Below are 13,814 nucleotides of genomic sequence, written 5' to 3' on the forward strand. Positions count from 1 at the left end.
AGGCGTGATGCTCAGGGATGCAGCGAATAACCCGTGACGGTTCCGCGCCAATACAGTTCGTGGCTGTCCGCCGTGCCGTAACCGACCTCGCCGCGCAGGGGAATGCGCCGCCCGCCGATCCGGTCGTAATCCCAGAACCGGCCATACCAGGGGCGCGCAATGACGGTGCCGTCCGGAGAGGTGGCGGGACGGTCCGGCGCCTCGACGAAGGCGATGTCGCCAGCGGAATCGAACGTGAAGGTGACGGCTGCGACCTCGGCACCGACAGCCAGGGAAACCGACACCTGGTCGGGGCCGATCTGCCGCCAGACCAGGTCGGGATTGTGCAGAATCGCGTCGGGCACCCAGGGCAACTCGGCAAGATAACGCATCGCCTCGGACCGGTCCAAGACGCCGCTCTGCATGTCGGCGACCGGAACCGATCCGAACAACCGCGCCGCCAGACGCCCCTCGCCACCGGTATAGGCGTCGATCACCACCACCCTTGCAAAAGGCCCGACGCCCGCCAGGTCGGCGCGCCACAGAAATCCCGCCGTTCCCAGGCCGATCCATTGCTGCGCATTCATCGGCTGCCAGTCGGGCCGCGGCGCCAGGATCATCTCGGCCTCCTGGGTCAGGTGGACATAGCGCTGGCCACTGCCGCCCCCGCCATTGCGTTCCGCGAAGGCGGCGACGATCGGCGGCAGGTCGGCACGGGTCGCGGTGGCGACCGGACCACCGGTGATCGCCCGGACCAAACCGTTCTGCAGCCGTGCCAGCCGCCACATGCCCAAGAGCTGGGCCATGGCCAGCGCGGCAAGAAGAACCAGAACGATCAGAAGTGCGAGTCGCATGACCCGATCTTGGTCTCTGGCTACTGCGCGAACCTTGATCTGGCGCATGCCGCCTTCGATCCGGTCGACCGAATAACCGGCAACAACCGCGCAAGGCCCGACGCGATCCCAGTTTCCGCTTGCGTCGGCGCGGCGCCCGCTCCTAGGCTTGCGGCGAAAAACGCAACCACGCGCGTCTTCTACGCCGCATCGAGGGCGCGCAACCCGATCTTCGGGGGCACTTGGTAAGGCGGCAGGTTTATCGACATGGACATCACCTTTCTTCTCAACGGAGAGAGCGTGACGCTGCAACATCCGGAACCGACCGCAACCCTGCTGGATTGGCTTCGTGACACGCGCGGGCTGACCGGGACAAAGGAAGGCTGCAACGAAGGCGATTGCGGCGCCTGCACCGTGATGGTCACGGACGGCGACGGCGCACGACCGTTCAACGCCTGCATCCTGTTCCTGCCGCAATTGCACGGCAAGGCTGTGCGCACCGTCGAAGGCATCTCCGGCCCGGATGGCAGCCTGCACCCGGTGCAGCGCGCGATGATCGACCACCATGGCAGCCAATGCGGCTTTTGCACGCCCGGCTTCGTGGTCTCGATGGCCACCGCGCATCTGAACGCGGAAACCGATTACGACGACGCGCTGGCAGGCAATCTGTGCCGCTGTACCGGTTACGCACCGATCATCCGCGCCGCGCAATCCGCAGCCGGGCACCCCGCCCCGGACTGGATGCGGGACGACCTGCCCTTCTCTGGTTCCGAAATATCCTCAGGGGGGCTCGGCCTTGCCGAGCGGGGGGCAGACAGCCCCCCTGCGCCGTTCCACGCGCCCGAAACGGCGGACGATCTTGCCGAGCTTTACGCCCGGCACGCGGGCGCCACGCTGGTCGCGGGCGCCACGGATGTCGGTCTTTGGGTGACCAAGCAGATGCGCGATCCGGGCGAGGTGATCTTTCTGGGCCGCTGCGCCGATCTGCAAGGGATCGAGGAAACCGCTGCCGGGCTGCGGATCGGCGCCGGGGTGACGATGGATCGCGTGCTGCGCGCGGTTCAGACACGCCACCCGTCCTACGCGCAGATGCTGCGGCGCTACGGTTCGGTCCAGGTTCGTGCGGCGGCGACGATCGGCGGCAACATCGCCAACGGCTCGCCCATCGGGGACAATCCGCCGCCGCTGATCGCGCTCGGCGCGACGCTGCATTTGCGATTCCGCGATACCCGGCGCGAGCTGCCTCTGGAGGAATTCTTTCTCGATTACGGCAAGCAGGACCGCCACCCCGGAGAATTCGTCGAGGCGGTGACGATCCCCGTCCAGGCCGACCGGCTGCGGGTCTACAAGCTGTCGAAACGCTTCGACCAGGATATCTCGGCGGTCTGCGGCGCATTCAACATCGCCGTTTCCGACGGTGTGGTGCAATCGGCGCGGATCGCCTTCGGCGGGATGGCGGGCATCCCGAAACGCGCCAGCGCGGTCGAGGCCGCACTAACCGGTCAACCCTGGAACGAAGACGGCGTCGCCGCCACCTGGGATGCGTGGGAAGACGATTTCGCACCCCTGTCCGACATGCGCGCCAGCGCGTCCTACAGACTGACCACGGCGCGCAACATGCTGTCGCGCTTCCTGCTCGAGGATCTGGGTGCCGAAACCGATGTCCGGAGGGTTTCGCCATGAGCGTCTCGAACCCGCTGCCCCATGACGCAGCCCGGCTGCATGTCACCGGAACCGCGCGGTATGTCGACGATATCCCGACACCGCGCGGCTGCCTTTACCTGGCCTTCGGGCTGAGCACGGTGGCGGCGGGCCGGATCACCGCGCTCGATCTCGACGCGGTGCGCGCTGCGCCCGGCGTCGTCGGCGTCTGGGAGGCCGCGGACCTGCCGTCGGATTGCGATTGCTCGCCTTCGGCGCATGACGAACCCTTGTTGTCGGGCAACAGCATCCGCTATTGCGGCCAACCGGTCTTTCTGGTCGCCGCCACCAGCCATCACACCGCCCGCCGCGCGGCGCGACTGGCCAGGATCGAGGTACAGGAGCGCGATGCGGTCCTGAACGTCGAAGATGCGCTGGACACCGACAGCCGGTTCGAGGACGGGCCGCTGGTCTGGGAACGCGGCGATGCGGGCGAGGCGATCGACGATGCGCCGCACCGCGTCGAAGGCCAGATCGCCATCGGCGGGCAGGAGCATTTCTATCTCGAAGGCCAATGCGCGCTGGCCCTGCCGCAGGAAGACGGCGACATGCTGGTGCATGCCTCGACCCAGCACCCGACCGAGATCCAGCACAAGGTGGCCCATGCGCTTGGCCTGCCGATGCACGCGGTGCGGGTGGAAACCCGACGCATGGGCGGCGGGTTCGGCGGCAAGGAAAGCCAGGGCAACGCCCTGGCCGTGGCCTGCGCCGTGGTCGCTGCCGCCACCGGCCGGCCGGCCAAGATGCGGTACGACCGCGACGACGATTTCATGATCACCGGCAAGCGTCACGATTTCCGCATCGAATACAGTGCCGGGTTCGACGATGACGGCCGGCTGCGTGGTGTGGAATTTGTCCACCTGGTGCGCTGCGGATGGGCGCAGGACCTGTCGCTGCCGGTGGCCGACCGCGCCATGCTGCATGCCGACAACGCCTATGACCTGCCCGCGGTGCGGATCGAGTCGCACCGTCTGAAAACCAACACGCAAAGCGCCACCGCCTTTCGCGGCTTCGGCGGCCCGCAGGGGATGCTGGGGATCGAACGGGTGATGGACCACGTCGCCCATGTGCTGGGACGTGATCCGTTGGAGGTGCGGCGGGTGAACTACTATCCCGGCGTGGGAGGGGGGCTGTCTGCCCCCCGCTCGGCAAAGCCGAGCCCCCCCGAGGATATTTCCGAACCAGAGAAGCAGGGGATCACCCCGTATGGCCAGCCGGTCGAGGATTTCATCCTGCACGAGATGACCGAACGGTTGGCTCGGACCAGCGACTACGCGGCGCGGCGGGCGGCGGTGGCGGACTGGAACGACAGCCATCCGGTGCTGAAGCGCGGCATCGCGCTGACCCCGGTGAAGTTCGGTATTTCCTTCACGCTGACCCATCTCAACCAGGCCGGCGCGCTTGTTCATGTCTACCAGGACGGCTCGGTCGCGATGAACCATGGCGGGACCGAGATGGGCCAGGGTCTGTTCCAGAAGGTGGCGCAGGTGGCAGCCGACCGTTTCGGCCTGCCGCCGGAGGCGATCCGCATTACCGCCACCGATACGGCCAAGGTGCCCAACACGTCGGCTACGGCGGCCTCGTCGGGGTCGGATCTGAACGGCATGGCGGTGCGCGCGGCCTGCGACACGATCCGCGACCGGATGGCGGCCTACCTTGCGACGTTGCACCAGAGCACGGCCGACAGGGTGACCTTTACCGATGGGCAAGTCGACGTCGCCGGGCGGTCCATGTCGTTCGCCGACGCCGCACGGCTTTGCTACGAAGGCCGCGTCAGCCTGTCATCGACGGGCTTCTACAAGACGCCCAAGCTCAGTTGGGATCGGAAAAAGGGTGAAGGCCGGCCGTTTTTCTACTTTGCCTACGGCGCGGCCTGCACCGAGGTGGCGATCGACACGCTGACCGGGGAATACCGCATCCTGCGCGCGGATATCCTGCATGATTGCGGACGGTCGCTGAACCCGGCGATCGATACCGGCCAGATCGAGGGCGGCTATGTGCAGGGCGCCGGCTGGCTGACCACCGAGGAGCTGGTCTGGGACGAGACCGGACGGCTGCGCACGCATGCGCCGTCGACCTACAAGATCCCCGCCTGTTCGGACCGGCCGGCAGTGTTCAACGTCGCGCTGTGGGATGGCGAGAACCGCGAGAACACGATCTATCGTTCCAAGGCCGTGGGCGAACCGCCCTTCATGCTGGGCATCTCGGCCTTCCTGGCGCTGTCCGACGCGGTGGCGGCCTGCGGACCGGGCTACCCCGCGCTGAACGCGCCCGCCACCACCGAAGAGGTGCTGAACGCGGTGGGGAGAGCGCGCGATGGCGCTTGATCTCGATGCCTTGCGCGATGCGGTGGCCGCCCACGGCCGGGTGGCACGGGTCGTCGTGGCCGAGGTGCGCGGCTCGGCCCCGCGCGAGGTGGGTGCGGCGATGCTGGTCTGGTCGGAATGCGACGGTTTCGGGCAGTCGGGCACGATCGGCGGCGGCGCGCTTGAATACGAAGCGGTGGCACGGGCCTTCGCGCGGCAGGGGCTTTCGCGGCACCCTCTCGGGCCGTCCCTGGGGCAATGCTGCGGCGGTGCGGTGGCGCTCTGGACCGAGCATTTCGACGCGGCCGCATTGGACGCCCTGCAAGGCGAAACCGTCTTTGCGCGCGGACCGGGCGCAATGCCGTTGGGCGTGGCGCGTATTCTGGATCGTGCCCGAGCGCGCGGCGAAGCACCGGTGGCGCAACTGGTGCAAGGCTGGATGGTAGAGGCCATCGCCGCGCAGCGCATGCCGCTCTGGATCTGGGGCGCGGGCCATGTCGGGCGGGCCATCGTCGACGTGGTCGCGCCGCTGCATCGACACGACATCACCTGGGTGGATACCGGCCCGGGACGGTTTCCGCAGGACATCCCCGCCGGTGTGACCGCCCTGCCCGCCACGGACCCGGTGCTGTTGATGCCGCGCGCGCCCGACGACGCGGCCCACCTGGTGCTGACCTACAGCCACGAACTGGACCTGCGCCTGTGCGATGCCCTGCTGCGCCACAGGTTCGGATGGGCCGGGCTGATCGGGTCGGACACCAAAAAGGCGCGCTTTGCCAGCCGGCTGCGCGCGCTTGGCCACGCCGATGCAACCATCGCGCGCATCGCCTGCCCGATCGGCGACAAATCCCTGGGCAAGCAGCCCCAGGCCATTGCCATCGGGGTCGCCGCGCAGCTACTGAAGATGGGGACAGGGAAGAACACGGCTTGGACGACATCCTCCTCAGCATCGACGGCCTGACCAAGGCCTATCCCGGCGTGATCGCCAATGACGGCGTGTCCTTCGCCATCCGGCGCAGCGAGATTCACGCGTTGCTGGGCGAAAACGGCGCGGGCAAGTCCACACTGGTCAAGATGATCTTCGGACTGGTCGCGCCGGACAGCGGTTCGATGACCTACGATGGCGCCCCCTATGCGCCGGCCGAACCCAGCGAAGCCCGGCGCGCCGGGGTGGCGATGGTGTTTCAGCATTTCTCGCTTTTCGACGCGCTCAGCGTGGCCGAGAACGTGGCCCTGGGGATGGAAAAGCCGCCCGGCCTTCGCGACCTGGCCCGGCAGATACGCGCGGTATCGGAAACCTACGGCCTGCCGCTCGATCCCGGCCGCATCGTCGGCACCTTGTCGGCGGGCGAACGCCAGCGGGTCGAGATCATCCGCTGCCTGCTGCAGAATCCGCGCCTGCTGATCATGGATGAGCCGACCAGCGTTCTGACGCCGCAGGAAGTCGACATCCTGTTCCAGACCCTGCGCAAGCTGAAGGCCGAGGGCACATCGATCCTCTACATCTCGCACAAGCTGGAAGAAATCCGCGCGCTGTGCGACCACGCCACGATCTTGCGGCTGGGCAAGGTGGTAGGCACCTGCACACCGGCCGAGACGACGGCACGCGCGATGGCGGAAATGATGGTCGGGGCGAGCTTTTCCGCTCCGCAGGCCCGCGGCACGACACCGGGCGAGGTGATGCTGGAGGTCAGGGGGCTGAGCCTGCCGGCGCCCGGCGCCTTCGGCACGCCGTTGCGCGATGTCGGTTTCGCAGTGCGCACAGGCGAAATCCTGGGGATCGGCGGCGTGGCGGGCAACGGGCAGGATGAATTGCTGGCGGCGTTGTCGGGGGAACGCGCGGCACCCGCCGGGTCGATCTGGCTGGAAGGGACCGATGTCAGCCGGGCCGGCCCGGTGGCACGGCGGGGAATGGGGTGTTTGTCGGGCCCCGAAGAACGGCTGGGCCACGCCGCGGCACCCAACATGACGTTGACGGAAAACGGCATCCTGACGGCGGCTTTGCGTGAACGGCTGGTGCACCGAGGTTTCATCCGCTGGCCGCAGGCGCGCGCTTTCGCGCAACGCGTGATCGACCGGTTCGACGTGCGCACCCCGGGCACCGAGGTGGCGGCACGGGCGCTGTCGGGCGGCAACCTGCAGAAATACGTGGTCGGCCGGGAAATCGTGCAGAATCCCCGCGTGCTTGTCATCAACCAGCCGACCTGGGGCGTCGACGCCGCCGCCGCAGCGGCGATCCGGCAGGCGCTGCTGGACCTGGCGGCGGACGGTGCCGCGATCGTTGTCATCAGTCAGGATCTGGACGAACTGATGGAAATCGCCGACCGTTTCGCGGCGTTGAACGAAGGTCGGCTGTCGCCCGCCCGGGCGGTGTCAGACCTGGACATCGAGCAGATCGGGCTGATGATGGGCGGCGCGCATGACATGGAAGTCGCCCATGTCGGTTCGGCGGGGGCTGCATGATCGCGCTCGAAAAACGCCCCCAGCCTTCGCGGCTGTGGTCGGTCACGACCCCGATCGTGGCTGTGGTGCTGACGATGCTCTCGGGCGGGTTGATGTTCGCGGCGCTCGGCATCGACCCGGCGGCCGCCATCCGCACGATCTTTTGGGATCCGCTGTTCAACGAACAATTCGCCGGCTTCACCCGGCCTCAGTTGCTGGTCAAGGCCGGGCCGCTGATCCTGATCGCAATCGGCCTATCGGTTGGGTTCCGTGCCGGTATCTGGAACATCGGCGCCGAGGGACAATACATCATGGGCGCGATCTGTGGCGCGGGTGCGGGGCTGGCGCTGTACCCGTCGGACAGCGCGCTGATCTACCCGGTCATGCTTGTCGCCGGGGCGCTTGGCGGTTGGGCCTGGGCGATGATCCCGGCGATTCTGAAAACCCGTTTCGGCACCAACGAAATCCTCGTCTCGCTGATGCTGGTCTACGTGGCCGAGAACGTACTTGCAGCCGCCGCATCCGGGTTCCTGCGCAATCCCGAAGGCCGCGGCTTTCCGGGCAGCCGCAATTTCCGCGACTGGCCCAATGCCTACAACCCCGAACTGATCGACGGCACCGGCATGCATTTCGGCGTCGTGGCGGCCTTTGTCGCCGTGATCGGCGCCTATGTTCTGATGACGCGCCACATTCAAGGCTATCACATCCGGCTGGCCGGCGAGGCGCCACGGGCCGCGCGCTTCGCGGGGGTCAGCGCCACCCGTATGGTGCTGTTCTGCCTGGGCATGTCGGGCCTGCTGGCCGGCCTCGCGGGGTTGTTCGAGGTGACCGGACCGGCCGGTCAGCTGAACATCGACTTCAACTCGGGCTACGGGTTCACCGCGATCATCGTCGCCTTTCTGGGGCGATTGCACCCGGTCGGTATCCTTCTGGCGGGGTTGCTGATGGCGTTGACCTATATCGGCGGCGAACTGGCCCAGCTGATGCTGGGCGTACCGGGCGCGTCGATCCAGTTGTTCCAAGGGATGCTGCTGTTTTTCCTGCTTGGTGTCGACATGTTGACGAATTTCCGCATCCGCATCGGCAAGCGCGAGGTGGCTTGATGGATCTCGGCTCGATTTCCCCCACCCTTCTGATCGCCTCGATCATGATTTCGGCCACGCCGATCCTGCTGGCCGCGATCGGCGAGATGGTGGTTGAGAAATCCGGCGTGTTGAACCTCGGGGTCGAGGGCATGATGATCACCGGCGCGGTGGTGGGTTTTGCCGTTGCGGTGAGCACCGGCTCGCCCGGGCTCGGGTTTCTGGCGGCCGCCGCAGCCGCGGCGATGCTGAGCCTGTCCTTCGGCATCCTGACCCAGTTCTTTTTGTCGAACCAGGTGGCGACGGGGCTGGGGCTGACCCTGGTGGGACTGGGCCTGTCGGCATTGATCGGCAAGCCCTACGAGGGCATGAAATCGCCCACCCTGCCCAAGCTGGACCTCGGGCCGCTATCCGATTTGCCGGTGTTGGGGCGGATGCTGTTTTCGCACGACCTCATGGTCTACTGCAGCCTGGCGATGGTCGCCGCGGTTTGGGCATTTCTGAAATACACCCGTGCCGGGCTGATCCTGCGCGCTGTCGGCGAAAGCCATGACAGCGCCCATGCGCTTGGCTACCGGGTCGTGCGCATCCGACTTCTGGCGATCTTCTTCGGCGGCGCCTGTGCGGGGCTGGGCGGCGCCTATCTGAGCCTGGTGCGGGTGCCGCAATGGACCGAGGGCATGACCGCGGGCGCGGGCTGGATCGCCCTGGCCATCGTGGTTTTTGCATCGTGGCGTGCAGGCCGGGTGCTGGTGGGAGCCTATTTGTTCGGCGGCGTCACCGTCCTGCAACTCAACCTCCAGGCCGCGGGGGCCAATGTGCCCGTCGCGCTCTTGTCCGCTTCGCCCTATCTGATAACCATTCTGGTGCTGGTCATCATCTCGGCCCGAGGCGCGCATGGCGCACCGGCATCGCTTGGCCGGGCCTTTCATGCCTCGAACTGAGGCCACTCTAAAAAAACCACCACAGGGGAAACACCATGAGACTCAAAACACTTCTTGCCGCGGTCACGGCGGCGACGCTCGGCACCGGAGTGCTGGCCCAAGACCCGATTACCGCCGGTTTCATCTATGTCGGCCCGATCGGTGACGGCGGCTGGACCTTCGAACACAACGAAGGCCGCCTGGCGGTCGAGGAGCATTTCGGCGACAAGGTCAAAACCGTCTTCCAGGAAAGCGTGCCCGAAGGCGCCGATGCGGAACGCGCGATCACCCAGATGGCACTGTCCGGGGCGGACATCATCTTTACCACCTCCTTCGGTTACATGGATGCGACGCTGGCGGTGGCCGAAAAGTTCCCTGACGTGAAGTTCGAACACGCCACCGGATTCAAGGTCGCGCCCAACGTGTCGACCTATTCGGCGCGGTTCTACGAAGGTCGTGCCGTACAGGGCCACATCGCCGGCAAGATGACCAAGACCAACAAGATCGGCTATATCGCGTCCTATCCGATCCCCGAAGTGATCCGCGGCATCAACGCGTCCTATCTACACGCGAAAAAGGCCAACCCGGATGTCGAGTTCTCGGTCGTCTGGGTCTTTACCTGGTTCGACCCCGCCAAGGAGGCCGACGCAGCCCGCGCGCTGATCGAGAACGGCGTGGACGTGGTGCTGCAGCACACCGACTCGACCGCGCCGCAGGCGGCCGCGCAAGAGGCCGGCGGCGTCATCACGTTCGGCCAGGCTTCGGACATGATCGAATACGCACCGCTGCCCCGCGTCAGCTCCATCATCGACAATTGGGCGCCCTACTACATCGACCGCGTGCAGGCCGTGATGGACGGCACCTGGGAAAGCGTACAGACCTGGGACGGCATTCCCACGGGAATGGTCAAGATCGGCGAGATCACCGATGCGGTGCCGGCGGATGTGAAGGCCGAGGCCGAGGCGATGATCGAGGCGATCCGCGCGGGCGAATATCACCCCTTCACCGGCCCGATCAACAAGCAGGACGGTTCGGTCTGGCTGGCCGAGGGCGAGGTGGCCGGCGATGGCGACCTTTTGGGCATGAACTTCTACGTCGAAGGTCTGACGGGCGACATCCCGAACTGATCCCGACACCTGACAGCATGAAGGCCCCGTCAATGGCGGGGCCTTTTTCAGTTACCCCGACAAAGGCCGAATGGCCGGCCGGTGCCGTCTACTCCTGAATGGACTGAAGGTAGTAGACGACCGCCAGGATTCGTCCTTGCGTGATATGCGCCGCGTCATCGGGGGTCACTCCCCGATCCACGAGCGAGTCGGCAATGAAGTATTCGCCCCAGATCGGCATCTGCGAATCCCCGTGGCCGGCCTTGTCCATACCTTCGGCGATGTTCCTGTAAGTCTCGCTGAACGGGAATGCTCCACCTGCGCGTTTTGACAGCCCGGTCAAGTCGGCAGGCGCGACCGAGAACAGCCCGGCGATCTCACCGCCGCCCTTGCCGTCATCGCCGTGACAGATCGCACAGCGCGCCGAGAAGGTCGATTTGCCGAGAACCAATGCCGAATCCTGCGCATGAACGGCGCCCGAACCGAGAACCAACGCTGCCGAAGCCAATGTTTTCAAAAAAGTCATGGTTTCCTCCCGCTTTCCTGCGATTTCGAAATGACACCCGTCCGTTTCGCGCGACGCGCGTTTCCCCCTTCAGATCAGGTCTCCGTCGCGCAACGGGTACCGACCCATCTTCCACGCCCTGCAACTCTTGCTTGCGTTGCCCGGATGCGGTTCCAAGTGCCCGACCACGTACGCCGTCGGCCGTTGCGGATTTCGTGCCCCGAAAACGCCGGTCCAGACGGTTCACGCCAGGCGTCGAACGTGATTCGACACAACGCTATCACCCCGTCGTTCCGCCCCTTTGCGCGGAATCAAAGCGCCTCTCGAAGCACCGTGCTAATCGTTCCATGGACTGCATCTGAGGGCCGACGCATGCGGACGAACCCGACATCCCCGACCATCGCCAGTCGAACACTCGCGCTGTTCCTGTTGATCGCCTTTGGCCTGGCCTGGGGCATCTTCGTGCTGTTCGCGCTGTTTCCACAGCCGCTGGAGCGGCTGTTCGGCCCACCCAGCGGCAGTCATCCGCTGTTCGTTCTGGCTGTTTATGCGCCGGCCATCGCCGGCCTGTCCCTGGTCGTGCTGTTCGGCGGGTTTGGTGGCCTGAAGCGCTTTCTGTCACGGCTGCTACTTTGGCGTATCCCGTTGGCGTGGCTGGCATTTCTGGTGATTGCGATCCCGGCGATCTTTTTTCTTGGCGCGGCGCTCAAGGGTGGTATGGCGGACCACGCCCTGCCCTTCGACGGTCTTGGCGCAGCGCTGACGGCCATCGCGTTCATGCTGGTCCTCGGCCCGATGGAGGAATTCGGCTGGCGCGGCTATGCGTTGCCGATCCTGCAACGCCACATGGTTCCAGCCCTGGCAGGTGCCGTGCTGGGGCTGATCTGGGGCGTCTGGCACCTTCCCGCCTTCTTGCTTTCGGGCACGCCGCAAAGTGCCTGGGACTTCACGCCGTTTCTTGTAGGGTCGGTGGCGGTCAGCGTGATCCTGACCCCGCTGTTCAACGCCAGCAGAGGATCGATCCTGATCGCTGCGCTGTTCCACTTCCAGCTCAACAACCCGCTTTGGCCCGACGGTCAGCCATACGACATGTGGATCTTCGCCATCACGGCCCTGGTGGTGGTCTGGTTGAATCGCGGTACGATGTTCGTCAGGGGCGGCGTGACCGAGATCATTCCGCTCAGCGCAGGCGGGTCGCCGGCGCGGCCAGGCCCAGAACGGCGCAACCCAGCGTGACGCGCAACGCCGAGACCAGCTCGTCGACCGTTTCGGCACTGACATAGAGCCCACCTGTCCGATCGGCGAGACAGCGCGCAACGGCGGTAGCGCGGGTGTAATCCGTCTCGCCCTGCGAGGCCCATCCGAAATGTTCGCCGCGCACCTTGAAGCCGATGACATGCACGGTCAGGTCGGCACCATCGGCGGCCAGTTCCGCGGCCAGTTGGCAAGGCGCGCCGCCACAGGTTTCCTTGCCATCGGTGACCAGGACGATGGCACCGGGCCGTGCCCGGTAATCCAGCACCCGGGCGGCTTCGAACACGGCTTCGGTCAGCGGCGTGTCGCCGGCCGGTTCCAACGCATCGACGGCGCCGATAATTCGCGACGCGGCATCCGGTTCCGGGCCGAACAGCAGATCGACGCTTTGGCACGCCTCGCCGGGCCCGTAGACGATCAGCCCCAACCGGCGCGCCGACGCGATTCCGGGCAAGGCGCGTCGCATGGCCGCACGGGCCTCGAAGATGCGTGCCTCGCCGATCTGGTTGAACCCGGTCTCGGCCATAGACCCCGACCCGTCGAAGACGATCATCGCGTCCTCGGTGCAGGATTCGCTGGCAGGCAGGGGCGCGGCGACCAGATGCGCCGCCAGCAGAATGCCCAGTGTCTTTTGCCGGTCCGCCATGCGTCACGCTCGCATCCCGGGGCGGGTCCTGTCAAAAGTTCCGCCGTGCCGCGTGGGGATTTCTTTTGCCAAGCCGCGGCGCACATGGCACCAAGCGCGCATGAGACCCGACCTGAAAACACTGTCCGGCGCATCCGCGGGCCGCTTCGCTTTCGGCACGATGCAATTCGGTGGCAAGGCCGACGCGTCGGCCAGCCGCGCTCTGTATGACGCCTGCCGCGCCGCCGGGATCGTCCATTTCGACACGGCCTACGTCTATACCGACGGCGCGTCCGAAACCTTGCTGGGCGAATTCGCGGCGGCTGAACGCGAGGCGCTCTTCGTTGCGACCAAGGCCAGCTATACCGGCGGCGCGTCGCGCAAGAACATCCTGACCACCTTCGACGAAAGCCGCAAACGGCTGCGGATGGACGTGGTCGATCTGCTGTACATGCATCGCTGGGATGACGACACACCGCTGGAAGAAACCTTCGAGACCTTGGCCGGGTTGATGCAGGCGGGGACGATCCGGCATATCGGCGTGTCGAATTACGCCGCCTGGCAGGTGATGAAGGCGCAGGCGGTGGCGGCGGGTTTCGGCGTGCGGATCGACGTGATCCAGCCGATGTACAACCTGGTCAAGCGCCAGGCCGAGGTCGAGATCCTGCCGATGTGCGCCAGCGAAGGCATCGTACCGGTGCCCTATTCGCCTCTGGGCGGCGGGTTGCTGACCGGAAAATATGCGCGCGGCGATGCCGGGCGGCTGGTCGAAGACGATCGCTACAAGGCGCGCTATGGCCGCCCCGAAATGCACGCCGCCGCCGCCGAACTGAGCGCCATCGCGGCGGAACTGGGCACCGATCCCGCGACGCTGGCGGTGGCCTGGGTCGCTGCCCATGCCGCGCAACCGGTGCCGATCCTGTCGGCGCGGTCGGCCGAACAGTTGCGCCCGTCGCTGGCGGGGATGGATTTCGCCATGGACACCGCGCTCTATGACCGGCTGGCGGGCCTTGTGACGGCGCCGCCACCAGCGACGGACCGGCTGGAAGAAGCCTGAG

12 protein-coding genes are annotated in these 13,814 nt (G+C 66.3%); 9 read left to right on the forward strand and 3 right to left on the reverse strand.

What is annotated here, in order from left to right:
- Positions 1 to 11 precede the first annotated feature (11 nt).
- Positions 12 to 833: a DUF6544 family protein gene (locus KUH32_RS03355; RefSeq protein WP_217776650.1), complete on the reverse strand. Its 822-nt coding sequence runs from the start codon at positions 831 to 833 to the stop codon at positions 12 to 14.
- A 246-nt stretch (positions 834 to 1,079) separates the two neighbouring features.
- On the opposite strand from KUH32_RS03355, the gene xdhA reads away from it, so the two are divergent.
- Genes xdhA through KUH32_RS03390 form a run of 7 tightly spaced genes read left to right on the forward strand, consistent with a single transcriptional unit; the run spans position 1,080 to position 10,393 of the window.
- Entirely contained in the window at positions 1,080 to 2,495 is a 1,416-nt protein-coding gene (gene xdhA, locus KUH32_RS03360; RefSeq protein WP_217776651.1) for a xanthine dehydrogenase small subunit, read from the forward strand.
- A complete protein-coding gene (gene xdhB, locus KUH32_RS03365; RefSeq protein WP_217776652.1) occupies positions 2,492 to 4,840 on the forward strand; it encodes a xanthine dehydrogenase molybdopterin binding subunit in 2,349 nt (782 codons plus the stop codon). Before xdhA ends, xdhB begins: the two co-directional genes overlap by 4 nt.
- The gene (xdhC, locus tag KUH32_RS03370) at positions 4,830 to 5,780 is read left to right on the forward strand and encodes a xanthine dehydrogenase accessory protein XdhC (protein ID WP_217776653.1); all 951 of its coding nucleotides are present in this window, start codon (positions 4,830 to 4,832) and stop codon (positions 5,778 to 5,780) included. Before xdhB ends, xdhC begins: the two co-directional genes overlap by 11 nt.
- Positions 5,747 to 7,282 (forward strand): ABC transporter ATP-binding protein, encoded by a 1,536-nt coding sequence (locus tag KUH32_RS03375; protein ID WP_217776654.1) that lies wholly within the window; start codon positions 5,747 to 5,749, stop codon positions 7,280 to 7,282. The genes xdhC and KUH32_RS03375 overlap by 34 nt, the downstream gene beginning before the upstream one ends.
- On the forward strand, positions 7,279 to 8,364 hold the full coding sequence (locus tag KUH32_RS03380) for an ABC transporter permease (protein ID WP_217776655.1): 1,086 nt from the start codon (positions 7,279 to 7,281) through the stop codon (positions 8,362 to 8,364). The genes KUH32_RS03375 and KUH32_RS03380 overlap by 4 nt, the downstream gene beginning before the upstream one ends.
- Entirely contained in the window at positions 8,364 to 9,287 is a 924-nt protein-coding gene (locus tag KUH32_RS03385; RefSeq protein ID WP_217776656.1) for an ABC transporter permease, read from the forward strand. The genes KUH32_RS03380 and KUH32_RS03385 overlap by 1 nt, the downstream gene beginning before the upstream one ends.
- Before the next feature lie 35 nt (positions 9,288 to 9,322).
- Entirely contained in the window at positions 9,323 to 10,393 is a 1,071-nt protein-coding gene (locus tag KUH32_RS03390; RefSeq protein WP_217776657.1) for a BMP family ABC transporter substrate-binding protein, read from the forward strand.
- An 88-nt stretch (positions 10,394 to 10,481) separates the two neighbouring features.
- On the opposite strand, the gene KUH32_RS03395 is transcribed toward KUH32_RS03390, so the two are convergent.
- Positions 10,482 to 10,898, reverse strand: coding sequence for a c-type cytochrome (locus KUH32_RS03395; protein WP_217776658.1), 417 nt, complete (start codon positions 10,896 to 10,898; stop codon positions 10,482 to 10,484).
- 351 nt (positions 10,899 to 11,249) lie between these two features.
- Here KUH32_RS03395 and KUH32_RS03400 point away from each other — a divergent pair, with 351 nt between their 5' ends.
- Complete coding sequence (locus KUH32_RS03400; protein WP_217776659.1) at positions 11,250 to 12,113, forward strand: CPBP family intramembrane glutamic endopeptidase; 864 nt, start codon at positions 11,250 to 11,252, stop codon at positions 12,111 to 12,113.
- Here the strand turns inward: KUH32_RS03400 and KUH32_RS03405 are convergent.
- Positions 12,058 to 12,777, reverse strand: a complete 720-nt coding sequence (locus KUH32_RS03405; protein WP_254898973.1) for a vWA domain-containing protein — start codon at positions 12,775 to 12,777, stop codon at positions 12,058 to 12,060. The genes KUH32_RS03400 and KUH32_RS03405 overlap by 56 nt on opposite strands.
- 100 nt (positions 12,778 to 12,877) lie before the next feature.
- Here KUH32_RS03405 and KUH32_RS03410 point away from each other — a divergent pair, with 100 nt between their 5' ends.
- Positions 12,878 to 13,813, forward strand: coding sequence for an aldo/keto reductase (locus KUH32_RS03410; protein ID WP_217776660.1), 936 nt, complete (start codon positions 12,878 to 12,880; stop codon positions 13,811 to 13,813).
- Position 13,814 lies beyond the last annotated feature (1 nt).

Source organism: Thalassococcus arenae (genome assembly GCF_019104745.1).
In the GTDB taxonomy this organism is placed as follows: Bacteria; Pseudomonadota; Alphaproteobacteria; order Rhodobacterales; family Rhodobacteraceae; genus Thalassococcus_B; species Thalassococcus_B arenae.